Genomic DNA, 23,788 nt, shown 5'->3' on the forward strand with positions numbered 1-23,788 from the left:
CCATCCCGGAGGTCGGCGGTCACGTCAGCCGTTTTCTTCAGCCCCTGGCGGAACCATTCCAAGGAGTGGAGTGAGGCGTTCCGTACCCATGTCGAACGGTTGCCGGAGGTGATCGATTTCTAATCGGATCGGAGGAGATTGGGACTACCTGATCAAGGTCGTGACACAAGGCATGTCCGGCTACGATGCATTCTACCAGAAACTGATCACGAACTTCGACCTGGCTACGGTGTCAGGCTTCTTTTCCATGGAAGCGATCATCAACAATCGTCCAGTGGATCTGACCAATCTGCGATAATGCGGCGCCTGCTGTTAGACACTTCGCCTTCATCGTCGCCAAGCCGTCGACCGTGGCACCACCAGGGTGAGGTGTCGATTACATGAGCCCGCAGGTCTGGCTGCGAGTTCGCCCCATCAGCTGTTTGCAGGCCTCAACTGAGCCTTGAGTTCCTCCGCCCTTGCTGCGCGGGTCCTGACGACGCTTCGGTCAGGTCCGCACCCTCAGCGCCTGCTCCAGCCTGTCGGCAATCTGGGTGACGATATAGGCAATCACCATGTAGATCACGACGGCAATCACGAAGGCTTCGAGGTAGTAGTAGTTCAGCGCGGCGGTCAACTGGGACTGGGCGAAGATGTCGACAACCTCGATGGCGAATCCGAGAGAAAGCGCCTTCATGATGACCATCATCGAGGTTGTGAGGTCGGGAATTGCCGTGAGGGCCACCTGGGGAAATAGGATACGTCGGAACAGTTGGCCGCCCGTATAGCCCAGCGAATGGGCTGCGTCCGACTGACCGGTGTCGAACGCATTCAGGGCTCCCTTGATAATCTCCGATTGGAACGCGGCGACACAGCCGGTAATCGCAACTACAAGGATGACCCAATTGGGGGTTTCGTGGGCGTTGAAGTTGATCCCCAGCAATGAGACCAGGAACTGGAATGCGGGCGGCAGACCGAAATAGGCGAGGAAAATCACGATAACCATCGGAACGCCCTTGAAGACAATCTTGTAAGTCATGATGAGCTCTCGCAGCACCGGCACCCGTCTGTATTCGATAAGCGCGAATATGCTGCCGACGATCGTCGACAGGACGAAGATCATGAGCGCCATTCCAATTGTCATGGGTACGGCACTCAAAATTTCCTGCGTGTCCTGGAGCAAAATATCGGTATCGAACATGGTTTAATACCCTTTAGGTCAGACGCTGGCGACGGCCGCATTCTTGATCGGAGTTGTTGTCGTCGCCTCAGGCGCTTGCATCGGCGATCGAAGCTCGAAGAAGCGCACGATGAGCCATGCGACCAGGCACATCAGCGAATAGATGACCGCCAGGACGAGGTAGGTTTCGAACTGGAACTGGTTGTAGTCGCGCTCCATGATCAGATGCGCAGTCGCCATCACGTCGGCCGCCCCGATGTACATGACCAGCGCAACGTTATGGATCAGGTAGATGATGGCGTTCCCATAGCCCGGCAAAGCGAAGTGCACCGCTTGCGGGCCGACGACGCGGGTGATCTTCTGTCGGAAGGTATATCNTGGCGAGAGTCAGCGGCAACGCCGAGACCAACTCGGGAATCATAGCAGAAACATCCACTTTGAAACGCTCCTTCTTGCAATTCAGCCTTACCGCTGGCTATCGCTACATGGTTGGGAAAAGGTCCTGTTACTTCATGTATTTGACGATGTCCTCGCCGAACCATTTCTGCGAGAGCTTTTCGATCGTGCCATCGTCTTTTAATTCCTTGAGAACCTTGTTCACATCGTCGGCTAAAACCTTGTTTTCGTCCGACCTATGAATCAGCATGTAGGTGTTGTTGCTGAAGACCGGATCGGACGCCACGATATCGAGCTTCTTTTCCTCGATGACGGTCTGCTCACCGAGATTCGAAGGCAGAACAAGCGCGTCGAATTTGCCGTTCTGAACTTCGTCCAGTCGGTTGGGATAGGGAATACCGGCGCTCGATGCCGTAACATCAAGCTTGTATTGTGGATTTTCTTTTTGCCAGTTCATGATGAACTTGTAGGTGCCGCCGCCGGCCGTGGTCGGAACGATCCTCTTGCCGACCAGGTCCTTCATTTCCTTGATGCCGCTGCCTTTTTTGCTGTAGATCTTCATCAGGCTGGCGCCCATGGGGTTTTCCGGAATGAAGAACTGCTTGGCGCGCTCAGGGGNTTTTGCTGTAGATCTTCATCAGGCTGGCGCCCATGGGGTTTTCCGGAATGAAGAACTGCTTGGCGCGCTCAGGGGATTTGTAGTAGCCACCGACGGCGATGTCGTACTTGCCCGTGGCGAGGCCGGTTTCCTGCGCGATATCCGAAACACCTTCCATTTCGAACTTATACTGCGGCAGCTTTGCGTTGATCGCTCTCAGAAGATCGGGTTCATAGCCTTGCGGCTCTACGCCGATCGCACCCCATGCCAGCGGCTTGGATTCGGCAGACGTCGCGATCTTGATCGTGCGAACGGTCTGACCATTGCTGATCCCCGAGGTTGCAAGAGCAANACGCCGATCGCACCCCATGCCAGCGGCTTGGATTCGGCAGACGTCGCGATCTTGATCGTGCGAACGGTCTGACCATTGCTGATCCCCGCGGTTGCAAGAGCAATTGCGATGCCGCCGGCAACAGCCAGGGCAGCGCGACGGGAAAAACTGGATGTGATTGCAGACATTTCTTAGGTTCCCTTCTTGTTGAGCTATTGAAAAGCGAGTTCTGACTGCAGGAATTGAGCAAGTCGTGGGCTGGATGGTGCATCGAAGATCTCAGCTGGACTGCCATCGGCGGCAACCACGCCACGATCCATGAAGACGATCCGGTTCGAGATGTTCTTTGCGAATTGCATCTCGTGGGTCACGAGCAGCGAAGTGATCCCTGACGACGTGACATCCTTGATCACCTTCAGAACTTCACCGACGAGTTCAGGATCCAGCGATGACGTAGGCTCATCGAAGAGCATCACGTTGGGACGAACCGCCAGCGCACGCGCGATGCCGGTGCGCTGGAGCTGGCCGCCCGACAGCTGGGACGGATAGCTGTCCCGCTTCGCTGAGAGACCGACCCGGTCAAGCTCTCGCAGCGCGATTTCACGCGCCTCGTCCGTTGACTTGCGCTGCACGACGACCAGCGGATCCATCACGTTCTGGAGGACGGTCATGTTCTTGAAGACATTGAACTGCTGAAAGACCATCGCTGTGCGAAGCCGGATCGCCTGGACAGCGGTCTTGTCGGCGCGCTGGTAGTCCATCCGAATCTGGTCGAACGCGATGGTTCCTGACGACGGCTTGGCCAGGTAGTTGATGCATTTCAGCAGCGTGGTCTTGCCGGTGCCGCTGGGGCCGATGATCGACACCACGTCACCCCGCTTTACCGAGAGATTGACGCCGTTCAGGACCTGCGTGCTTCCGTAAGACAGCTTTACATCTTTGAGTTCAAGCATTTCTGGTTGGTCCTTCAGAGTGGGACGGACTGCTTTGACCGTATGCGACGTCATCATCCGCTCTCCGCGTGGCCGAGAACGTGCATCAGCCTGTTTGCCCAGCCGAAGATCGCTATGGCGTGGACAAGGTCGATGATCTCGGCATCATTCATGCCGACGGCACGCAGCGAGGCGATGTCGTCTACCGTTGCTTCCGACGGCGCCGCCGACAGACGGCGGGCAAAGCTGTAGATTGCCGCATCGCGCGGCCCGAGCGCCTCGGGTTTGTCGAGATAAANATAAAGCGCGGTGACCACATCATCGCTCTTGGTCAGCTCTGCATGGCGGCGGGCGTGAACAACGGCGCAGAATTTGCAGCCATTGACGATCGAGGCACCCAATGCGCCAAGTTCGCGGTCGGGACGGGCAAGCCCGCCTTCGACATACATGATCGCGTTGAACAGAATCGTGCGGGCAAGATAGCTCTCTGGGTCATGCACAAGGGTGCGCACATATTCCGAAACTTTCTTGGCCGATGGCGTAACCTTCATCGCTTCAAGCTGTTCCGGCGTCGCCCCGGAGAGCTCGACCGGCGCGATGTACGGGTGCCAATTCAATGGCTTCAGGCGAACCGAGGAAATCATATCGACCTCATCAGGCGCAAGCCGGCCGCCACCCGTGTCTGGAAGTTCACAAAGGCAATCAGTTCGGAGAGCGCGACGATTTGAGGATTGTTCAATCCGGCCTTGGCGAGGAGGGCGATATGGCTCGCTTCCGCCTTTTTCGGCATCAGCGTGATCAGGTCGACGTGACGGGCGATGGTCGCCAATGGCTCATCGAGATCCGTTTCGCCCCGAGCCAATGCTCTGAGCTGCTCTGTCGGACCAAGTTGGGCCAGTTGCACATCATATTCGGCCATCAGGACGGGATCGGCATTCAGAGCGGCCATGCGACGGGCCAGAGCAACCCTCAAATTCGGCGCCAGCCCCTGATCGTTTGCCGGCTGCAGGACGGAGAGGCGACATTCCTCCGCCCCTTGCACAAATTCGGGCCGAAACCGCCGCGCAGCGAAAAGTGCATCGTTCGGCGAAATACCGGCGGCCTTGTCCATTGCGTCGATCACAGCGCGGCCTCCTTATGCAGCAAGGGTGTTGAATCGACCCATTCGTCGCCCAGAAGCTCGGGCGTGTCGTAGGCGATCAGATTGGCGAAGTGGGTTTCGACATCTTCGGCAAACAGCGATGCGGCAATGCCGCGGACGAGACGGTCGGCCCCGGCGCTGACGGCCGGGATGTCGCCGGAGANTCCGACCAGGTGCGGATATGTGGGGCGATCGCCGCAAATTCCGGGCGGCCGCTGAAGTCATTTGAGAAGCCGGTTGCCGCGATCAGGAAGTCGTATCGCATCGGCCCTTGTGTGGTTTCGACCAGAAGGCCTCCCGCATCTTCCTTCACCGCAACTATGCCGCAGTCGAGAAAGAACCGGGCATTCGAGTGGCGAGACACGCGAAGCGTCGATGAACGCGGCGGCGGTGTCTGGGTCGAGGCGGTATAGTCGAAGAATTTCCACTTCCAGGCATCGGGCAGGTGGTAGATGCCGAGGACGACACCCTGGCTACCTATGCCGGTCAGCTTGTTGATGCGCGGCATTTCCTTGCGCCGGATTAACATGTCGACAGAGCCGGCACCCGCTTCGAGTGCCGTTGCGGCATTGTCCATGGACGAGGCACCAGCGCCGATAACCGCTACACGCTTACCTTTCAGCGCGTCGAAATCGATGTCGCCGGCAGAATGGGCCCAATAGGCGCGATCGATGCCCCTGAGGAAATCGGGCACGGCAAAACCGCCGAGACCGGACCGACCGGTGGCCAGAACGAGGCGACGGGTGAGAACCCGGCCGGCTTCCGCGCCCTCGATATCGATTGCAATCAGATCACCAACGGCTGCGACGCCGGTCATGCGTACACTGTTGCGCACCGGCAGACCAAGAACCTTCCGGTACCAGACCAGGTAGTCCATCCACTGGCCCTTGGGGATTTTGTCCAGCGACTGCCAGGCCTCAGGTCCCCATTGTGCCGTAAACCAGGCGCGGAACGTGAGCTGCGGCAGCCCGAGCGACGGACCGTGGAGGGTCTTCGGCGAGCGCAGCGTCTGCATACGCGCAAACGTTACCCATGGTCCTTCGAGCCCGGCCGGAGCCGCATCGTAGGCAACGACATTGGTTATCCCGGTCAGCACAAGCTTTGCCGTGGCAGCAAGTCCGCACATGCCGGCGCCGATCACTACGACGTCACGGACANAGGCAACGACATTGGTTATCCCGGTCAGCACAAGCTTTGCCGTGGCAGCAAGTCCGCACATGCCGGCGCCGATCACTACGACGTCACGGACTGGGGCGCCATCGTGCGTGCGCTTGGGAACCCATGGCTTGGCGGGCAGTTCGAGAAAGTCGAGATCTTGCGCGAGCTGTGCTTCGAGCGCAGCAAGACCTGTCGGCGTTGGCGCGGCGGGGGTATGCTTCATATTCCCGTTCCGTGATTTGTGCCGGATGCAGGATCGCTCACCAATTGGCCAGCGAGGGTCGGATCTAGCTTCTTGAAGCCGACGATCGACCGTTCAGCCACCGCCTCGACCGCATCCATCAACGCCTGCGCGACTGGACGAAGGGGACGTTTTTCGGCAGCCACAACCCCCCAATAAAAGAGAACGGTCGCGTCAATCGGGCGGATGGCGACCCCAGGCAAGGCCACGCCATAGGCGGTGAGGGGATCAATGACAGCGGCAACGCCGGTCCGGCGCACGAGCTGCAACGCGCCATAGGCAGTATTCGTCCGGATCACTGGCCCGGTGTCGATGCCCCTGGCGGCCAATGCCTTGGAGACGTGCAGTTGGAAACGCAGCGGGTTGAGCAACGTAGCGACGCGACGGCCGGCAAAGGCCGAAAGCGGTATGACACCAAGTTCTGCCAGCGGATCATCCTCCCGCACGGCAGCAACATCGGGCGCCGAATAGAGCCGCAGGACATCCAGACCGGGCGTATCGAGCGGCAGGCTTGAAAAGCCGATCTCGGCACGACCGCTGCGTACTTCCTGGGCGACGGTGGAAGGAAGAAACTGTCCGAGATGTGTCTCGTGCGGAAGCTCGATACCCTTGAGCTCGGCCATGGCCGTCGGAATTAGGCCAGTGCCGATCGCAGAGGTTGTGACGATCTGCAGGATCCGACCCCGGCCGGCGGCGATCATCTTGGCCCGCGCGGCAAGCTCGGTGAAGGACATCAGCAGTCGCCGCGCCTCCTCTTCGAAAGCTACACCCTCTTCAGATAGCTGCACCCGGCGACCGACACGGTGCAGCAATTCGAAGCCGAGCTCCGCCTCGAGGTCCTGAATGGTGCGTGTCACCGAAGGCTGGGAACAGCCGAGCATCTCGGCAGCCTTGGTGATGCTGCCNCAATTCGAAGCCGAGCTCCGCCTCGCGGTCCTGAATGGTGCGTGTCACCGAAGGCTGGGAACAGCCGAGCATCTCGGCAGCCTTGGTGATGCTGCCGTTGGCGGCAACGGCAAGAAAGGCCTGGAGATCTCGTGTTTCCATTTACGCCTGCATGCGCATTGTGTATGAGTAAGATCGTCTCATGCAGATTTGATATATGTCAAGGCGGAAATGAAATATGGCCGGAGGCGCGTGATTCGCCGTACGGTCGGAATAATTCGCAAGCCCACAGAGCGTCGTCGGCCGTCTCGGCCATGTGGCTCGAACGCGTTCCAGCTGAACCCCGTGGATGACGATTTCATGGGTAGCCAGGCTCTAGGAAGCGATGGGTTTGGATCGAGCTGTGCCTGCCTGTTGGCTGTGCATGCAATGGCGTTCGCCGCGCTGCGATCCATTAGGACTGGAACAGGAGAAATCCTATGCGCGTGAGTATTCTGGGGGCCGGCGCAATTGCTTACGGCCTTGCTGCCTACCTGGCGGAGGCGGGGCACGATCCAATGCTTTGGTCGCCGTCGGGAGAGCGCACCAAGGCGCTGGCCACCGGCGAATCGCTAACGGCCACGGGTGCTGTCGAGGTAACGGTCTCGGTGCGTATCGCCAAGGATTGTAAAGAGGCTATTGCCACTGCAGACGTTGTGATGATCGCGATGCCGGCTAATGGGCACAAGAAAGTGATGGATGCTGCCGCTCCTTATCTGAGGGAGGGAACGCCGGTAATCATCAGCTCGCACAGTTCCTTCGGAGCGCTGTATCTCTCCAGGCAGTTGGCGCAACGTAAGGTTAGTCTGCCGATCGNGCCGCCCATTTTGGAATTGCCGTGCGCACAGTTGAAGAGCATTTTTCATTGTCGTTTCACGTCCCCATGGCCACCGTTTCGGAAATGAACCAGGAGATGGATCGCCAAAGCCGCGGCGGCTTCGGCCCGTCAACCATCGAAAGCCGCTATATTCTCGAGGACGTTCCGTTCGGGCTGCTGCCGACCGTTTTGTTGGGGAAGATCAGCGGAAATTCAGCGATTCTCCATGAATCTGGAATTGCCATATTCTCGGCGGCTTACGGTCGCGATCTTAAGGGAGATAATGATATTCTTCCCGCGCTGGGCTTCGAGGGAATGGCAAAAGCGGACCTCGAAAACCTTTGCCGTAAGGGATTTTAACAAGTTTCCACAGTGGACTGGGACATAGGCCAAGTGCCCGAAAAACCACCGGGGCTGGTTGCCGGCGAGCACGACATGCAGGTTCCTCGGCGAGCGCCGGGAGATGTCTCCAGGAACTCAGCACGAGATCAAATGGTCCCGCCCGGCGGTGTGAGTGGGTCTGTAGCAGGGTCCGTCATCGAAACCCAGTGCGGCATGGTTCCGTCAGTTGCCAGATGCCTGAACATTGCATCAACTGCGCAGGCGCTTCGCGCCTCCATCAAGCCATGCAGGCGCCGACAGTCCGGAACAACGAGTGTCGTAGCCCGTTCAGGATAAGTGGTTCGTCCACAATCAGCTACGCGAGATAGACATGTTCCGATTTCTAGCGTTGGCAGGGACCATCTTGGGTCTGACGATCTCGCCGGCGCAGGCCGCCAGTGATGCGGATCAGGCTGTCGAACAATTTCACCGTACCTGTCTGGCCGAGGGTCCCAATTTCGAGCGCATGATAGAGACCGCGCACGAACGCAGGTGGACACTTATTGCCGAAGCAGGCTTCGCCGAACTCGCGCCAATCGCTAATCCAACCTCAGTGGAGGCATGGCTGGTGGCCGAAGCGGAGGAAGGATTGCCAGCAGGAACCATCATCGGCACCACCAAGGCAACGATGAGCGGCAAACCGGTGCAGACGTGTACGCTGGCATTTCCCGATATCGATCATGAGGCATTTCGGAAGAGTTTCTTCACCCGTACGGATGCCGAGAAGATTGCCGAAGATCGCGATACGGAGGAGTTCTCGCGTCTCTACATCCTTATTGCCGGCGGACGTAAGCAATTTGTCCGGCTGGTGGTCCTGCCTTCAACGCCACCAGGAAACCCGCGCGTCGTTGCCAGTTCGATCATCGCCGACTGACATGTCATTCCTCCCGCCCCCGTGCTCCTCTGGAGGGCGAACACTGCGAAATGTCGCGAGCAGCAGAAGGTCGTAGATAATTTTCAGCCCACCGGCGATGATCAGGGGCCAGCCGAAGCTGGAGACGGCAAGGAGAGCCCCTGCGAGGACTGGACTGGCGGCCGCCGCGAGGCTGCGCGGGACGGCGGTGATGCTCGCCGCGGCAGCCCGCTCTTCGGGCGTCACCACGGCCATGACGTACGATGTGCGGGTCGGCACGTCCATCTGCGACAGCGCGCTTCTAATCAGCAGAAGAACGATAGCCGGAGCGACGCTCGGCATGAACGGGATGAGCACCAGACAGAGGCTCGACGGAAGGTGCGTAAACACCATCGTGTTTATGAGTCCGATCTGCTGGGAAATTCGCACAGCGACCAAATAGGACGCAGCCGAAAGGACACCCGTCCAGAAAAAGATTGCGCCGGTCGCGGCGAGCGACAGGCCGAACCGTTGAAAGAGCCAGAGGGCCAACAACGACTGGACGACGAAGCCGCCTGCGAAAGCATCGAGGCTGAAGAGTGCGGCGAGCGTTAGAACGATGGAGCGAGACCTGCGCAATGGCTGTGCCGACACTCTGTTTGCGTCAGGCGCGTCACTCGGCAGCCGCCGATAGAGGAGCACCGCCGCCAACCCAAGCGAGGCATAAAGTAGAAAAGCTGCCTGGAGGGCCTGTTTCATTTCCAGACCGATGGCGTCGCGGAGAAAGTCGGGCGCTCCGGCGGCCAGCGCCCCGACGGCGCCGGCGAGGGAGCCGATGAGGCTGTACCGCGCAAAGAGCGCCGTGCGGCCGCGGTCGGTGACGTTCTGAGCAAGCTGCGCATGTTCGAGCGGTAGAAACACGCTGACGTCCCCTGAAGATGGGTTCAGCGTGCCGACGAATGCGATGAGAAGCAGCGGCCAGAAGTCGTGAACTGCAGCGAAGACGATCCCCGTGGCTATCATCAGGACAGCCGCTGCGGTCAGCAGGGCACGACGGGAGAAGCGATGCGCGACGATCCCAACGGCCAGGGTGAGGACGGCTGAACCGGCGAGCGTCGCCGTCGACAGGGTTCCGATCTCGAAGGCGTCGAAGCCGAGCGTGGCCAAATAGGCGGGAAGCAGGATGCTGACCAGACCGTCACCGAACGCCCGCAGTCCCCTTGATATCAGCAGGTTCGCAGCAGTCGGCTCAGCACCGGCGGGAAGGAGCCTGAAGCGCCGCTTCGGAATAGCTTTGCGCAAGCCGTGCACGAGCCGCTGTAACGTCAACGATGCCTCCTTACCCCTGGTAAGCGGCGCTGGCTGCACGGCTTAGATCGCTCCTGTCGCCATCCCGTAGAGCAGCCCGAGGATCGAACAGCCGGCGAGCACCGGGAGCATGCCGATCTTGAAGCGAAACACCGCTAGCAGCGCACCCAATGTCAGGACGAGCGACGCGATGTTGACGGAGCTGGGCACGGGCACATCGAATGTCATGCCGAACCCTTTGACCTCGCGCAGTGCTCCAAACAGGACGTGAAGCGCGAACCACACCGCCAGGTTCAGGATCACGCCCACCACGGCCGCCGTGATGGTCGCCAGCGCGGCGGACAAGGCCTTGTTGCTGCGCAGAGTTTCCACAAATGGCGCACCAACAAATATCCACAGGAAGCAAGGCGTGAAGGTGACCCAGGTGGTGAGCAGGCCGCCCAGCGTTCCGGCGAGCAGTGGATTAAGCGATCCCGGCGCCCGGAACGCGCCCATGAAGCCGACGAACTGGGTCACCATGATCAAGGGGCCAGGCGTCGTCTCCGCCATGCCGAGGGCGTCCAGCATCTCGCCANCCGACGAACTGGGTCACCATGATCAAGGGGCCAGGCGTCGTCTCCGCCATGCCGAGGCCGTCCAGCATCTCGCCAGGCTTCAGCCACCCATAGGTATCGACAGCCTGCTGCGCCACGTAAGCAAGGACGGCGTAGGCGCCTCCGAAGGTCACGACCGCCATCTTCGAGAAAAAGACCGCGATATCGGCGAAGACATTGCCGGACCCGAACAGCACGAAAAGGCCGAGGACAGGTGCCAGCCATAGCACCAGAAACACACCTCCGATCTTCAACGACCAGCTGACCGGCGGGCGAGCATGGGCAGGAATGCCTTCGCCGAGCGCCGATTCCGCGTCGGCGACCTGCTTGCCGCCGACCTTGCCATGGCCGTTGCCCGCCATGAACGCTGTCAGCCCGGCCCGCCCGCCGACGTACCCGATCACTCCGGCCGTCAGGACAATGAGCGGGAACGGGAGATGGAACAGGAAGAGCCCGATAAAGGCGGCGGCGGCGAGGCCTATCATGACCTTGTTCTTGAGCGCTCGCTTGCCGACCCGGATAACCGCCTCGAGCACGATGGCGAGGACGGCGGCCTTCAGACCGAAGAAAAGCGCCTGCACCGCGCCGACATTGCCTAAAATCGCATAGATCCAGCTCAGCGCCATGATGGCGAGGACGCCCNCCCGGCAGTACGAACAGCGTGCCGGCCACGAGCCCGCCTCGGGTTTTATGCAGGAGCCACCCGATGTAGACGGCGAGCTGCTGGGCCTCCGGTCCTGGCAGGAGCATGCAGTAGTTCAGCGCATGCAGGAACCGCGTCTCGCCGATCCAGCGCTTCTCCTCAACGAGGATGCGATGCATTACCGCGATCTGGCCGGCCGGGCCACCAAAACTCAATGCAGCGACTCGCGCCCAGACCCGCACTGCTTCGCGGAAGGGGATGGCATGCGAAGGTTCATCCCCCAGCGCATTCGGATGGACGGCATGGACGCTGGTCATTGGTTCCCCTCACCCGCGCTTCTGGCGGAAATACTGGTAGAGATTGTCGAAGACCGGGCCGCCCTGCCCGATCCGCTGCTCGTCGCCCTTATTCGTCATGGCGATGCCCGCGATTAGGCTGGCAATGCCCGTCGTCTCGTCGCGCCCGAACTTGCCGTCCTTGAGGTCAATATCATGGACGATCTCGGCGATGGCCTGCAGCGCCGGGTCGTCAAGCCCGGCCCGGGTGAGCAGCACCTCGAAGCTGCAGCGGTCGCCCTCATGGGTGATCTCACCGTCAAACATATCAAAGCGCAGCTCTCCCGGTTTTGCCGCATAGCTCTTGCCCGGGACGAAGCGGATGACGGCGTCTGGATCAATGAAGCGGCGGATTAGCCAGCTGCAGGCCATCCGGTCGACGTGCACGTCGCGGCGTGTCACCCAGATCCGGCCCTTGAGGTCAGTAATCGGCTCAGTCGCCTTTGACTCCTCGGTCATGGGCCGGTCCTCCACGAGATGCGTCTCGAGCTCGCCGAGCAAACCCTCGACCGCGAGGCGACCTGTGGCGCCGAAGAAGTCGATCGTGTCCACCTCGGCGAGCCGCTTGCGTATTCGGCCGAGCTGCGACCGTGTCTCCGCACGCTTTTCCGGCGTGGCGTTCGCGCCGATCTCGGTGGCGAGACCACGCGCTTCCTTGGCGATCTCCGCATAGTCGGCATCACGCGCCGCATCGAAGAGCGCTTGGACCTCGGCATCCGACAATCCGTCGACGAGACGCGCCTCGCATACCATCGCCTCGCCACCACCCGCGACGATCTCCTTCAGGAGCCACTCGAAATCCTCCTGCGTCTCGGCATTGGCCGGCAGTGCATAGACGGTGCTTTTTACCGCGACCGCGCCGATGCCTTGCAGCCGCCGCCAGATCTTCACCCGGAAATAGGCCGGCTTGCTCGGCAGCCGATGGATAAGGAGCAGCCAGCGCTGTTCCGTCGTTTCCCCCTCACTCATAAGTGAACCGTATCACGTGCACAAATAAATGCAACACTTGTATCATTTCATATTCGGGCGTAGCCTTGACCTCCTTATGGCAGTGGGCCGCCTGGGCTTGTTGCCAAAACAAGGGAGACAAGGCCGTGAAATGGGTTACCCGCGAACGTCCGGTCATCGACCGCATTGCCTGCCCCTGGCTGATCGCCCGCTTCATCGACAAGGAGTCCGAATTCCTGTTCGTGCCACCCGATCAGGTGATCCGTGTTGCCCAGGAAACGGGCGCCACACCGTACGACGTGCCGGGCGTCGAATTCACGCATGTCGGCGACGGCTGCAGTTTCGACACCTTCGTCTCGAAATACGGCCTCGAGCGCGATCCAGCCATCGTGACGATCGCTTCGATCGTTCGCGGCGCCGACACGGATCGGCACGATCTTACTCCACAGTCGGCGGGGCTGCTTGCGATCTCCATGGGGCTCAGGGACGTGACGCCCGATGACCAGGAAGTGCTCAAGCACGGCTTCGTCATCTACGACGCGCTCTATGCCTGGGCTTCGCGCCGCAAGGCGGAAACGCATAGTTGGCCACCTGCCATGAAACCGGCCGTGGCTTGAAAAGCTGGGCGATGGGGGCAGATCAAGGAGAACTCCCATGCGTGCAAAACTCGTGAGCGGCGCGATGCTGATCGCGGTCTCGGCGCTGCTGGAACCAGCATCGGCGGCATCCAATTGGCAGACAGTCGCGCAAACACTGGGCAAAGCCGGAACGGAAATGCCTGGCGGCGTCTACCGGGTCGGGTTGCCACGAACGGACCTGAAGGTTTCGCTCGACGGTGTGGCCCTTCAGCCCGGCTTTGCGCTCGGAGGCTGGGTCGCGTTCGAACCCATGGGAAACCAGACTATGGTCATGGGCGACATCGTTCTAACCCAGGACGAGCTGAACCCGGTCATGAAGAAGCTTGAAGAAGGTGGGATCGAGATAACTGCGGTGCACAACCACTTGTTGCGCGCCGAACCGATGACACTCTACATGCACGTCTTCGGCCAGGGTGACCCCGTCACGCTCGCCACAGCGCTTCATTCCGGTTTGGCGCTGACAAAGACGCCGATGGAGAATGCCGCGTCCGGTGCGTCACAATCGCAAGCATCCACGCAGCAGATCGAGTTCGACACAGCGGCCGTCGACCGGGCTATTGGTTACAAAGGAAAGGCCAATGGCGGCGTCTACCAGTTCAGTATCCCGCGCGCCGAACCGGTCAAGGAGAACGGGATGGACGTGCCGGCTGCCTTGGGCACGGCCATAGCGATCAACTTCCAATCGACCGACGGCGACAAAGCAGCGATCACGGGTGATTTTGTGCTGATCGCCAAGGAGGTCAATCCGGTTATCAAGGCCATACAAGACAACGGCATCGAGATCACGGCGTTGCATAGCCACATGCTCGATGAGCAGCCCCGGCTCTTCTTCATGCATTTCTGGGCGAACGACGATGCGCAGAAGCTGGCGAAAGGCCTGCGCGCAGCCCTCGACAAGGTCGCCGTCAAGAAGAGCTAAATATTGGGCCTCCGCGCGATCGCACGCAGGGAGGGAATCAGCCGATGTTGATGCGAAGCCGGATGTCTGACAAGGCGCAAATCGCTACACGGCAAGAGGGAGGATATGCCCTTCAGGTCGGTGCGTTGACCAAGCGCTATGGCGAGCAAACCGCGTTGGCGGATGTTGCCTTCAACGAGGGGGCCGGCGAAGTTCTCGGTCTTATCGGGCCGAACGGCGCCGGCAAGACTACGCTGTTGGAAGCGATCGCCGGGCTTCTTCCGGCCGACTCGGGAAGGATTCTCCGGCACGGCGCCTCTCTGCCGCCTGCATCGCGCCGCAGGTCGATCTTCTTCCTTCCCGACGGCCTGCGGCCCTGGCGCGACCAGTACGTCGAACATGTTCTTGCGTTCTTCGCTGATGTCTACCGGACATCGCATCTCGACGTCGCGGAGACAGTCGGGGCCGTCGGACTTGCACCGGTGTTAATCAAGCGCGTGTCTGAATTGTCCAAGGGGTATGCCCGTCGACTGATGCTGGCGCTTGCCCTGATCACGCCGCATCCCGTGCTGCTGATGGACGAGCCCTTTGACGGCTTCGACTTACGACAGACCCGCGAGATCATGAGCGTGCTTCGCAAGGTCGCGGCGCAGGGGCGCAGCCTCGTCCTCGCGATACACCAACTGCTCGATGCCGAGCGCATGTGCGACCGTTTCGTCTTGCTCGCGGACGGCCGCGTGCGCGGCATCGGATCCCTGAGCGACCTGCGGGCGCGTGCGGGAATTTCGTCCGGTGGGTTGGAGGAGGTTTTCCTTGCGCTCACCTGAGGCAGCCGTACCGCTCGGCGCTCCCTTCGGCCCCTTGCTGGCCAAGGAGCTGCGGGAAATGGCGAGCGGCCGGCCGCTCTGGACAATGCTGCTGATGCTCTGCCCTCTCATCGGCTTCAGCTTCTTTCAGGCCGTGTCGCTCTACGGCGAAACGAGCGCTACTGCCCTCACCTCGCCTGGGCTCGCGAGCGCACTATCCCCGCTGGACGGCGTACTGGTTCCGACGTTCGGCGGCTTCTACGTCGCCGTTACGCTGCTGTTTCCCTTTGTTGCCATACGCGTGCTCGGCAACGAAAAGGAGTCCGGCGCCTTGCGGCTCCTGATCCAGCTGCCCTATCGACCGCCGACTTTGATTGGCGCCAAGCTGGTCGCCGTCTTCGCAGCTTGGCTCATTGCCAGTATCCCTGCGCCCTCTGCGCTCGCGATTTGGGAGTTCATGGGTGGACATCTGTTCGTCGCCGAGACCCTGAATGTTGTTCTCGGACATCTCCTCTACGGCCTGTTGGTCGGCGCCATCGCGTTATTCGCAGCTGCGCTTACCGAGAGCGCGGCAACCGCGGCGATTGTCACACTCGGCTTCACACTCGGTCGTGGGTCACCGACTTCGCGGCGGCCAGCCAACCCGACCTCCTTGGCTGGTCGTCGCGGCTGTCGCTCACGCAAACGCTGCACACCTTTGAGCTCGGATTGTTGTCGCTCAGTCTGGTCGTCGGGGTGCTTGCGGCGATTCTTGGATTTGCCGCACTCGCTGCCATGTGGCTCCCCATGGGTGCTACCGTGCGCATCAAGCTTGTCCGTTCGCTCATCTGCCTCGTGGCGACCTGTCTTGTGATGGTCGCGGCTACCCAGATCAGATGGTCCGCCGATNTGACCGTCACCGTTCACCTGGCGCCCGAAGACCCCCGGTACGCCGATTTGCGAACAAGCGTCCTATCGAAGCTCGAGCGGGTCATTCCACGGATTGTCATCCGTTTTGCAGGCGACCAGCAGAGTGTTGTCGGCAGCGCAAGCGATGAGTCGTATGGCGAAGTCGAGTACAGCTATGGCGGCCGGTCGGCCGTCAGTCGATCGACCGGCACCGAGGAGGTACTGCCGCTCCTTTATGGGCTCGCAAATGTACCTCTGCCCGTGCCGGCGACCGGGGCCGGCGATTATCCCGGCTATCCGCTCGTCGCGGCTCCGTGGATCGCGCTTCCCTGGTTCCTCGGCGGCCTGCCGCTGCTCGTCTGGGTTGCTTGGTGGCGGAGCCGCCGCGCACCGGCCATCAAATACACTTCAAGCCAGAAGGAGATCAGCCGTGGACATCTTACATCGCCTCAAGACAATTGCCGCGGCAGGTGTCGGCTTGGTGGCCTTGCTGCTGCCGAGGAAGTTGGCACAGATTCGAAGGCGATGCCCGGCGTGGTAGGCATTTGGCGGATCGAAATGGAAGCCGACAACAAGGTGTTGGCCGTCGACGGGCGCCAATGGAAGGAGGGACAGACTTCCGCTGGTCTCGCAGACAAGGCGCGGGCGCTCTATGAGGAGCGGTACGCCGAGTTTCTCGACCGCGTCCAGGCTTATGCATACTTCCCCTACGCAGTCTTTGAACGCACGCCAGATTTCCGCGATGGAGAGATCGCCGTCCGTTTCGAGGGCATCAGCGGCCGCATCGACCAGGGTGCTGGGATATTGTTCAACCTTAAGCCCAATGGCGACTATCTCACGATTCGCGCCAACCCTCTGGAGAACAACCTTGTGTTGTGGAAGTTCGAGAAAGGCAAACGCTCGTCGGTGACCTGGGTCAAGAACACCCCGACCCCAACCCATGAATGGCACGACCTGAAGGTGCGCATCGCCGGCACCAAGGTCGAAGGCTATGTCGACGGCAAGCTCTACCTCCAGGACACGCTGCCTGAGCCGGTGAGCGGGCGTGTTGGCTTGTGGTCGAAGGCCGACAGTCACGTGTATTTTGATGACTTCACCGTAACTCCGGCTGGTTAAGCGGTCCGCTTTCAACCAGTTTTCAAATGTATCGGCGGTACGGTGCGCCGGAGTCCGGTCTTCCGGGCGCCCGCGTTTGGCCCGGTAATGGGTGATTATTTCCATCGCACACGAGACTCAAGAGGCGAGCCTGGCTTTTGCGAATCGATGCGTTCGGAACGATCGAAGGCCCGCTTCGTTCTGATCGGATGGACTGGATTAGACTAGGCCTCCTGGCGTTGGCGGGGTTCTCACCTGGACACTGAACACCCTATCGGCCGGAGGCGGAGGTCTATTGCTGATAGGCCGTGACTTTCATCACAGGCAGCGCCGCGGTTGCGCCGGTCATCACCTTGACCGAACTCATCGGCAATCCCATCCGCGCATAGATTGGAGCTTGGTCCGTTGGTACCTGCCGGGCGCCATCGCCGGTGCCGCTGCGGGCTCCTGGCTCTTCGCCAACAGTCGGGCGGAATGGCTCCAGATACTCATAGGAATCTATCTGATCGGTGCAGTCTGGGAATTTCGCGGCGGGGCGCGCGAGCGGAGCTACCGAGCCCGGCGCTGGTGGTTCCTCCCGGCCGGCCTGATCGTCGCGCTGTTGTCGGCGCTGATGGGCACGGTGGGACCCGTCCTGAATTCGCTCTATCTGAACTACGGTTCGGAGAAGGAGACGTTGGTCGCCACGAAATCGGTGAACTCGTTTGTGACCGATGTCGTCAAGATCGCGGTATTCACTGGACTTGGCGCGCTCGGTGGTCAGGCGGCCGTATACGGCGTAGCCGCGGGTTTGGGCGCCGCGCTTGCCAATCTGCTGGCCAAGCGCTGGCTCGAACGCCTGAGTGGACGACAATTCCGCGGCCTTGTGGTCGCGCTCATGGCTGTCAGTGGAGCGCTGATGATATGGAACCAGCACAGCTTCGTTGTGCAGGCCTGGCGCGCGGCCACAAGAATGTCTTGACAATGTCGATGTTGGCTAGAGCGCCGCGGCGTAGCTTGGTTGACCGGTCGCGCGATACGCAGAAGCTGGCGAAAGGCCTGCGCGCGGCCCTCAACAAGGTCGCTGTCAAAAAGAGCTGGGCTTCCCGTCCGCCTAAATTAAATCAGACGGGGCTCTTCGGCTGGTTCCTTTGAACCCGTCGACCTAACCAGCTCAGCTTGGAGAAGATTCGCGACGTCAGATGACGCTCAGTGTCACGGCCGCAAGAACAAGATAACGGCCGGCCTTGGCGGCAGTGACCAACAAAAGGAAAACCCGAAAAGGCTCGCGCAGGACGCCCGCGACGACGGTCAGCGGATCACCGACAACCGGCAGCCAACTCAGCAGGAGCGACCATTTCCCATAGCTGCGATACCAGTCTTGCGCGCGTTCCAGTTGCGCTTGGTTCATCGGAAACCACCGCCGATCCCGAAAGCGCTCGATGCCTCGCCCGAGCAGCCAGTTGATCACCGATCCAAGCACATTGCCGACGCTGGCCACCGCGATGAGCAGCCAGGGCGAATAATCCGCAAGCAAGAGGCCGACCAGCACTGCTTCTGATTGCATCGGCAAGATCGTCGCGGCGATCAAGGCCGCCAGGAACAGACCAGCATAGGCCGCGAGATCGGTCATTGAACCGGATATCCGCCAGTCGATCTAATGATGGTGACCTTCGGGTTCGACCATCTTGAACGGCAGCACCTGTTCGCGATCTTTCGCGGTCAGCACCAGACTTGCCTGGAACTCATGCGGTTCGGCAGGGGCGACGGTGCTCTCAAGCCGATGATGGTTGTCGGCGACGGGTTCGAGGCGAAGCGTCTCCGGCCCATTGGGTCGGTCGATGATCACCGTGGCTGTAAAATCATCGGTGTGCCGTTCTATGGTCAGCCGCATCCGCTCGCCGGCCGCCGTGTCGACGATTTCCAACGTCCCCGCAGCCAGATCGCAGGCGACTTTGAAGGGCTCCGGCGCATGATGGTGAGCATGAGAGGCTTCCGCGCCAGTGACGGCCAGCCCGGCTGGGCTCACCAGGCGGACATTGGCTTCCGCCAACGCCGGCAAGTGGGCGAACAGCTCCTCCTTGAGGGCTTCGGTTACGCCCAGCACGTCCTTGGCCGTCGCCATCTCCGGAACACTGATGGCCACGTCGGCATGCAGACGATGTCCGATCCAGCGTGCCTGCACGCTTTCAACGCGCCCGATGCCCGACACGTGTTCGGCGGCATGATGGATTTCATCGACGATGGCGGNAATACGGCGCCCGCTTCATTGCCGATGAAGCCGATGAGGCCGGCGATGGCGACCCAGCCAAGAAACGTGATGGGACGCGGATTGATCAGCCGGTCGATCGCCTCGTAGCCGGCGACGATGGCACTGAAGAGGATGATGAGAACGATGACGATCCCGGCCAGATCCTCGACCCGGCCCAGGCCGTAGGTGAACGTCTTGCTCGGTTTGCGGCGGGCCAGCACGAACGCGATCCACAGCGGAATGGCAGTGGCCGCGTCGCCGACATTGTGGATCGTGTCGGCCAGCAGCGCCACGCTGCCGGAGAGGAACACAACCACAAGCTGGAGCGCTGCCGTGATGGCCAGAACGACGAATGACCATTTGATCGCCCAGATGCCGCGCGTCGTCGTGGCGATCGTCGGATCTATGACACCGTGTGTGTGGCCATGGCCGCCATCACCGTGATCATGTCCGTTCCCCCCCATGCCATGCGTCATCGGGCCAAACCCAAACCAATCGCGAACTTTGTCCATCATGGCGCTTCTCACAGGTACTTGGTGATGTCCTTGAACTCGTCGATCGAGCGGCGCTGCTCGCGCGCCAACGGCCCGACGACGTCTTCAAGGCAATGGTTGAGATGATCCTGGATCAGGGTCTTCTTGGCCTGCGAAATGGCCTTCTCGACAGCATGAAGCTGCTGGGCGAGGTCGAGGCAGGACCGGCCCGCCTCGATCATTTCGATGACACCCTTGAGATGTCCATCAGCCCGTTTCAGGCGCTTGACGATATCGGGGTGGGTTTCGTGGGTGTGGGATTGGTCGCTCATATGTTAATACTATCCTCCCGGAGGGGATATGCAAGTCTCAAAGAGGCCTCGATTCTGAGGTAGCAAAAACCATTCGTTAGGATTTTAGAGAATAATCGCCGTTCATGCCGAATCGGATCCACCGCACGGTTTTTTGCCTGGTCATCGCTTTAGCGATGATGTTCGGCGTGCTGCGTCCTTTCGGCTATTCGACCTCACACGATCCGATCGCGATTGCAGCCGCCGCGGTTGAACGTCACGGCGGAGCCGCCGCGCAGATCGAAGATCTTGGCCACGCACACGATGATGGCGTTTCCGGCGAGCAGAACTCTGATCATTTTCACGGGCACAATGCGGCAGACCACTCGCACGAGGCGGCGAGTACGCCCGCCGACTTCGCACCGACCGTTCCACAGGTCGAGCGGGGCTGGCTGAATTATCCGCCGACTTTCGTCGATCCGGACACGACATTCCGGCTCGAGCGACCGCCGAGACCATTCCTCGCCGCATGATCGCGGCCGCTCGCGCGGCCACCCTCAACGACGAAGATTGGAAATCTCATGCAAGGACCCTTCCACCGGGGCCGGTCACGCTCGCGCCGCGCACGTTGGCGAACCGCCCTGCCCCTGCTTATCGCTCTGCTGACCCTGCCACTGCTCGCCGGAGCAGCCTTCGCCCATGCCGTCGCCGCCGGCGACAAGGGCTATATCCAGGAAATCTCGGGCATCAACGTGCTGCCCTTCATCTATCTCGGCGCCAAGCACATGGTGACGGGATACGACCACATCCTGTTCCTGTTCGGCGTGATCTTCTTCCTCTACCGGATGAAGCATATCGGCATCTATGTCAGCCTGTTCGCGCTCGGCCACTCCACGACCATGCTGCTCGGCGTCTACTTCAATGTCGGCATCAACAGCTACATCATCGACGCGATCATCGGCCTGTCTGTGGTCTACAAGGCGCTCGATAATATGGGCGCCTTCCAGAGCTGGCTCGGCTTCCAGCCGAACACCAAGGTCGCGACGCTTGTCTTCGGCTTCTTCCATGGTTTCGGCCTGTCGACGAAGATCATCGAATACAACATCTCGTCGGACGGCCTGGTGCCCAACCTTTTGGCCTTCAATGTCGGCGTCGAGATCGGGCAGCTCTTGGCTCTTGGCGCCATCCTGATCGTGATGGGCTACTGGCGCCGGACACGAAGTTTCTGGCGCCACGCCTATACCGCAAACGTCATCATGATGACGGCTGGTTTCCTGCTGATCGGATATCAGCTCACCGGCCTGTTCGTCGCCGCATAAGGAACCGAATCATGTACAACACCGACCTTCCCAGCCGCGCCGATTTGCCGACGTCAGCGCAGCTGAAGCGCTCCACCTTCATTGCCGCGCTGACGGCTTTCGCATTGGTCATCACGGTCGTCATGCCGTCCGAGTATGCGATCGACCCGACCGGAGCAGGCAGATTGCTCGGCCTCACCAGAATGGGCGAAATCAAGACACAGCTGGCAGCCGAGGCGGCAGCCGACGAAATGGCCAGCGCGAAGGCACCAACCGAGCGGATGACGCAAATGGTCCCTCCGGCCGAGTTGATGGCGCGCATGGACCGAATCGAAAACCTCCTCGTCGCCCTGACCGCCGAACGGCCTGCTTTGCAGCCGTCGCCAACTGGGGAGGCCGTATCCCAAGACAATGTGACAGTTGGAGAGATCGCTCCTGCCGAGGCTCCGGCCATTGCTATAACGCCTGCCGCCGAAGCAACCTCGGAAGCCCCGATCCAGCCAGATGGAAGGCAAGACGAGCTATCCTTCACGTTGGCGCCAGGCCAGGGTGCCGAAGTCAAGCTCGTGATGCGGCAGGGCGCCAAGGCAAACTTTTCCTGGACAGCTGACGGCGGCGTGGTGAACTTCGAGACGCACGGCGATGGCGGCGGTCAGTCCGTCAGCTATGAAAAGGGTCGCAGCGTTCCAGCTGACGAAGGTGCCATTGAAGCCGCCTTCGATGGAAATCACGGTTGGTTCTGGCGCAACCGCGGTGGCAGCGACGTGACCCTGACGATCCAGACTGAAGGCGACTACATCGACATCAAGCGTATGATCTAGCGCATACAGGGTCGCCCGGCGCCACTTCGAGCGTCGGGCGTCACCTATCCGTCTGTTCCACCGACGAGCGCAGATGCGCGTCGAAGCTTTGCGCCGCGACGAAGACACGGCTGACCTCCAGGTAAACGGGTCTTGATCCACCCCTCGATATGGTTCACCGCATTTCAGCCCGACGTGATCTGCCAAACGGCTACGCCGGCAAGCGCCAAGCCGGCAGCGCCCTCAATGGCTCGGGACATGGCATCGAACAGGCGTGGCCGGCTATCGAAAAAATGCACCAGACGTTCACGAAACAGGATCGACAGCACCGCAACGCAAGACAGCGTCAGCGCCACGCCGGCCATCATGGTGATTGCGAAAAGAATGCCGGCGACCGGAACGCCTCTGGATATCGCAAAGGTCATCACGAAAAGCGTCAGCGGGCATGGGATCAGGCCGGCCATGACGCCGACGGCCTCGCCCTCATGCTTGTGGTGATGGCCGTGGCTCAATGCGCGCCAGAGCATCCAAATGCCGATCAGGCCAAGCAGGCCCCGACTGACGTCTTCCAGCAGCGGGGCGCGGCCAACACTGCCCAGGGCAATCGATACCAACGGCAACGAGAGCGCCGCGATCAGCACGGCAATCGTTACATGCGTGAAGGAGAGTGTCAGCGACACCAGAAGCCCACGCCGGACGCTGGCATCCGATCCTGCCAGATAGGTGGCCAGGACAGCCTTGCTATGGCCCGGCGTCAGCGCATGCGCCGCACCGAACAGAATGCCCATGGGCAGAAAGGCCGTGAACGCCAGCCAACCGCCGCCGGCCGCAAGCAGTTTGATCTGCTCGGCCAGCGCCAGGTAGATCGTGCGTTGGAACTCGACCAGCGTCTGGAACATTGCCATCGAACCGGCTCCGGGTCAGCCGCACGTCAATTCGAGGCGCGTCGCGAAAATCTTGCCGAGATCGGTCCCCGTCGGATCACTGAAGAACGCGTCTGTCAGGCTCTTCTGGTTCTGCGCGATGGCCGTGTCCGGATCTGGACGGACGACGGAACGTGAGCAGCCTTGCGGCAGACCGGCCACCGCAAGCTTGTCGTCGTCGGTAAAATCGATTGCCGTGTAGAAGGTCGGATCGTAGACACCGATACTGACTTTTCCAGCAAGGGCCAACGGGTCCTTCGGCTGCGTTTCGAACTGAACGACGAGTTGATCGTTTTCATAGCTGACGCTGAACTTCGGCGGTGGCGCCATCGTCACGTCCTTGCCGTTCAAGGTCACCATCTGAAAGTAGTTGTACTCGGCCAACGACGCATGGACGGTGAGAGCGACTTCATCGAGTTCCTTCGCATCAAGGACAAGGTCGGAATTCTTGTCGAATTCCATCAGCACAGTGCTGGAAAAGAGGTCGTCGAAACGCCAGAGATGCCGAAGCGACTTGAGCGTCCTGTCTGGACCGACGGTCAGGTCCAGCTTCGCTTCGGCAAAGACATGCGGATGGGCGTTCGCTGCCGCGGTGGAAGCGAGCAACAGCGCCGCGCCGGATACCATGCCTGTCAGTTGCATTTTTCGCTCACATTTCGCTCGTCGATTCCGCATGAGGCAGGACACCTGCCATTGCAAGCAGGCCGAAATG

The 23,788-nt window shown here is 60.6% G+C and carries 22 protein-coding genes and 8 pseudogenes; 11 read left to right on the forward strand and 19 right to left on the reverse strand.

The features are described 5' to 3' along the window. Positions 1–298 (forward strand): annotated as a pseudogene (locus X773_RS70165) (Lrp/AsnC ligand binding domain-containing protein); the annotation flags it as partial. A gap of 189 nt (positions 299–487) precedes the next feature. Here the strand turns inward: X773_RS70165 and X773_RS70170 are convergent. The 10 genes and pseudogenes from X773_RS70170 to X773_RS79380 all read right to left on the reverse strand — a co-directional run. After that, positions 488–1,180 (reverse strand): ABC transporter permease subunit, encoded by a 693-nt coding sequence (locus tag X773_RS70170; RefSeq protein ID WP_023680150.1) that lies wholly within the window; start codon positions 1,178–1,180, stop codon positions 488–490. 18 nt (positions 1,181–1,198) lie between these two features. Then, positions 1,199–1,534 (reverse strand): annotated as a pseudogene (locus X773_RS70175) (ABC transporter permease subunit); the annotation flags it as partial. A gap of 130 nt (positions 1,535–1,664) precedes the next feature. Continuing rightward, positions 1,665–2,672 (reverse strand): annotated as a pseudogene (locus tag X773_RS79175) (transporter substrate-binding domain-containing protein). A gap of 24 nt (positions 2,673–2,696) precedes the next feature. Next, on the reverse strand, positions 2,697–3,437 hold the full coding sequence (locus tag X773_RS70185) for an amino acid ABC transporter ATP-binding protein (protein ID WP_031212966.1): 741 nt from the start codon (positions 3,435–3,437) through the stop codon (positions 2,697–2,699). Between the two features lie 53 nt (positions 3,438–3,490). Next, the gene (locus tag X773_RS70190) at positions 3,491–4,060 is read right to left on the reverse strand and encodes a peroxidase-related enzyme (protein ID WP_023680155.1); all 570 of its coding nucleotides are present in this window, start codon (positions 4,058–4,060) and stop codon (positions 3,491–3,493) included. Continuing rightward, the gene (locus X773_RS70195; RefSeq protein WP_198023648.1) at positions 4,057–4,527 is read right to left on the reverse strand and encodes a hypothetical protein; all 471 of its coding nucleotides are present in this window, start codon (positions 4,525–4,527) and stop codon (positions 4,057–4,059) included. The genes X773_RS70190 and X773_RS70195 overlap by 4 nt, the downstream gene beginning before the upstream one ends. Positions 4,528–4,535: 8 nt before the next feature. Next, positions 4,536–5,938 (reverse strand): annotated as a pseudogene (locus tag X773_RS70200) (NAD(P)/FAD-dependent oxidoreductase). Beyond that, positions 5,935–6,657, reverse strand: a complete 723-nt coding sequence (locus X773_RS70205; protein WP_245274849.1) for a LysR substrate-binding domain-containing protein — start codon at positions 6,655–6,657, stop codon at positions 5,935–5,937. Before X773_RS70205 ends, X773_RS70200 begins: the two are co-directional and overlap by 4 nt. A gap of 126 nt (positions 6,658–6,783) precedes the next feature. Then, positions 6,784–6,837 (reverse strand): annotated as a pseudogene (locus X773_RS78610) (hypothetical protein); the annotation flags it as partial. Positions 6,838–6,907: 70 nt separating this feature from the next. Beyond that, a pseudogene (locus X773_RS79380) lies at positions 6,908–7,003 on the reverse strand (LysR family transcriptional regulator); the annotation flags it as partial. A gap of 317 nt (positions 7,004–7,320) precedes the next feature. On the opposite strand from X773_RS79380, the pseudogene X773_RS70210 reads away from it, so the two are divergent. Together X773_RS70210 and X773_RS70215 are read left to right on the forward strand one after the other, a co-directional pair. Next, positions 7,321–8,057 (forward strand): annotated as a pseudogene (locus X773_RS70210) (NAD/NADP octopine/nopaline dehydrogenase family protein). A gap of 352 nt (positions 8,058–8,409) precedes the next feature. After that, a complete protein-coding gene (locus tag X773_RS70215; RefSeq protein WP_156937472.1) occupies positions 8,410–8,952 on the forward strand; it encodes a hypothetical protein in 543 nt (180 codons plus the stop codon). Here the strand turns inward: X773_RS70215 and X773_RS70220 are convergent. The 3 genes and pseudogenes from X773_RS70220 to X773_RS70230 form a co-directional block, all read right to left on the reverse strand. Next, positions 8,899–10,143, reverse strand: a complete 1,245-nt coding sequence (locus X773_RS70220; protein ID WP_198023651.1) for an MFS transporter — start codon at positions 10,141–10,143, stop codon at positions 8,899–8,901. The two genes, X773_RS70215 and X773_RS70220, sit on opposite strands and share 54 nt — an antisense overlap. Before the next feature lie 138 nt (positions 10,144–10,281). Then, positions 10,282–11,771: pseudogene (locus X773_RS70225) on the reverse strand (chromate transporter). A 9-nt stretch (positions 11,772–11,780) separates the two neighbouring features. Next, on the reverse strand, positions 11,781–12,758 hold the full coding sequence (locus tag X773_RS70230; RefSeq protein ID WP_023680166.1) for a chromate resistance protein ChrB domain-containing protein: 978 nt from the start codon (positions 12,756–12,758) through the stop codon (positions 11,781–11,783). 125 nt (positions 12,759–12,883) lie between these two features. On the opposite strand from X773_RS70230, the gene X773_RS70235 reads away from it, so the two are divergent. From X773_RS70235 to X773_RS70255, 5 genes are all read left to right on the forward strand, one after another. Continuing rightward, complete coding sequence (locus X773_RS70235) at positions 12,884–13,354, forward strand: chromate resistance protein ChrB domain-containing protein (protein ID WP_023680167.1); 471 nt, start codon at positions 12,884–12,886, stop codon at positions 13,352–13,354. A gap of 37 nt (positions 13,355–13,391) precedes the next feature. Beyond that, the gene (locus X773_RS70240; protein WP_023680168.1) at positions 13,392–14,294 is read left to right on the forward strand and encodes a DUF1259 domain-containing protein; all 903 of its coding nucleotides are present in this window, start codon (positions 13,392–13,394) and stop codon (positions 14,292–14,294) included. Between the two features lie 125 nt (positions 14,295–14,419). Further along, positions 14,420–15,100 carry an ABC transporter ATP-binding protein gene (locus X773_RS70245; RefSeq protein ID WP_245274842.1) on the forward strand — a complete coding sequence of 227 codons (681 nt, stop codon included), beginning with the start codon at positions 14,420–14,422 and terminating at the stop codon, positions 15,098–15,100. After that, complete coding sequence (locus X773_RS78620; protein ID WP_245274843.1) at positions 15,087–15,932, forward strand: ABC transporter permease; 846 nt, start codon at positions 15,087–15,089, stop codon at positions 15,930–15,932. Before X773_RS70245 ends, X773_RS78620 begins: the two co-directional genes overlap by 14 nt. A gap of 1,425 nt (positions 15,933–17,357) precedes the next feature. Next, the gene (locus tag X773_RS70255; protein WP_198023649.1) at positions 17,358–18,023 is read left to right on the forward strand and encodes a sulfite exporter TauE/SafE family protein; all 666 of its coding nucleotides are present in this window, start codon (positions 17,358–17,360) and stop codon (positions 18,021–18,023) included. A gap of 216 nt (positions 18,024–18,239) precedes the next feature. On the opposite strand, the gene X773_RS70260 is transcribed toward X773_RS70255, so the two are convergent. From X773_RS70260 to X773_RS70270, 4 genes are all read right to left on the reverse strand, one after another. Continuing rightward, positions 18,240–18,674: a YqaA family protein gene (locus X773_RS70260; RefSeq protein ID WP_023680173.1), complete on the reverse strand. Its 435-nt coding sequence runs from the start codon at positions 18,672–18,674 to the stop codon at positions 18,240–18,242. Positions 18,675–18,698: 24 nt separating this feature from the next. Continuing rightward, positions 18,699–19,187, reverse strand: coding sequence for a hypothetical protein (locus X773_RS79385; RefSeq protein ID WP_348625951.1), 489 nt, complete (start codon positions 19,185–19,187; stop codon positions 18,699–18,701). Further along, complete coding sequence (locus tag X773_RS79390) at positions 19,136–19,807, reverse strand: cation diffusion facilitator family transporter (RefSeq protein WP_348625952.1); 672 nt, start codon at positions 19,805–19,807, stop codon at positions 19,136–19,138. Before X773_RS79390 ends, X773_RS79385 begins: the two co-directional genes overlap by 52 nt. Before the next feature lie 8 nt (positions 19,808–19,815). Then, positions 19,816–20,097: a metal-sensing transcriptional repressor gene (locus tag X773_RS70270; RefSeq protein ID WP_023680176.1), complete on the reverse strand. Its 282-nt coding sequence runs from the start codon at positions 20,095–20,097 to the stop codon at positions 19,816–19,818. Positions 20,098–20,252: 155 nt separating this feature from the next. Between X773_RS70270 and X773_RS73980 the strand changes: the two genes are divergently transcribed. The 3 genes from X773_RS73980 to X773_RS70280 are packed head-to-tail and all read left to right on the forward strand — an operon-like array spanning position 20,253 to position 22,174. After that, a complete protein-coding gene (locus X773_RS73980) occupies positions 20,253–20,588 on the forward strand; it encodes a hypothetical protein (RefSeq protein ID WP_156937473.1) in 336 nt (111 codons plus the stop codon). Positions 20,589–20,636: 48 nt separating this feature from the next. Further along, complete coding sequence (locus X773_RS70275; RefSeq protein ID WP_023680178.1) at positions 20,637–21,374, forward strand: HupE/UreJ family protein; 738 nt, start codon at positions 20,637–20,639, stop codon at positions 21,372–21,374. A gap of 11 nt (positions 21,375–21,385) precedes the next feature. Beyond that, positions 21,386–22,174 (forward strand): hypothetical protein, encoded by a 789-nt coding sequence (locus X773_RS70280; RefSeq protein WP_023680179.1) that lies wholly within the window; start codon positions 21,386–21,388, stop codon positions 22,172–22,174. Positions 22,175–22,338: 164 nt separating this feature from the next. On the opposite strand, the gene X773_RS70285 is transcribed toward X773_RS70280, so the two are convergent. Together X773_RS70285 and X773_RS70290 are read right to left on the reverse strand one after the other, a co-directional pair. Further along, the gene (locus X773_RS70285) at positions 22,339–23,052 is read right to left on the reverse strand and encodes an ABC transporter permease (protein ID WP_031212981.1); all 714 of its coding nucleotides are present in this window, start codon (positions 23,050–23,052) and stop codon (positions 22,339–22,341) included. Between the two features lie 21 nt (positions 23,053–23,073). Further along, positions 23,074–23,703 carry a DUF1007 family protein gene (locus X773_RS70290; RefSeq protein ID WP_031212983.1) on the reverse strand — a complete coding sequence of 210 codons (630 nt, stop codon included), beginning with the start codon at positions 23,701–23,703 and terminating at the stop codon, positions 23,074–23,076. Positions 23,704–23,788 lie beyond the last annotated feature (85 nt).

This window comes from Mesorhizobium sp. LSJC280B00 (assembly GCF_000502835.1).
In the GTDB taxonomy this organism is placed as follows: domain Bacteria; phylum Pseudomonadota; class Alphaproteobacteria; order Rhizobiales; family Rhizobiaceae; genus Mesorhizobium.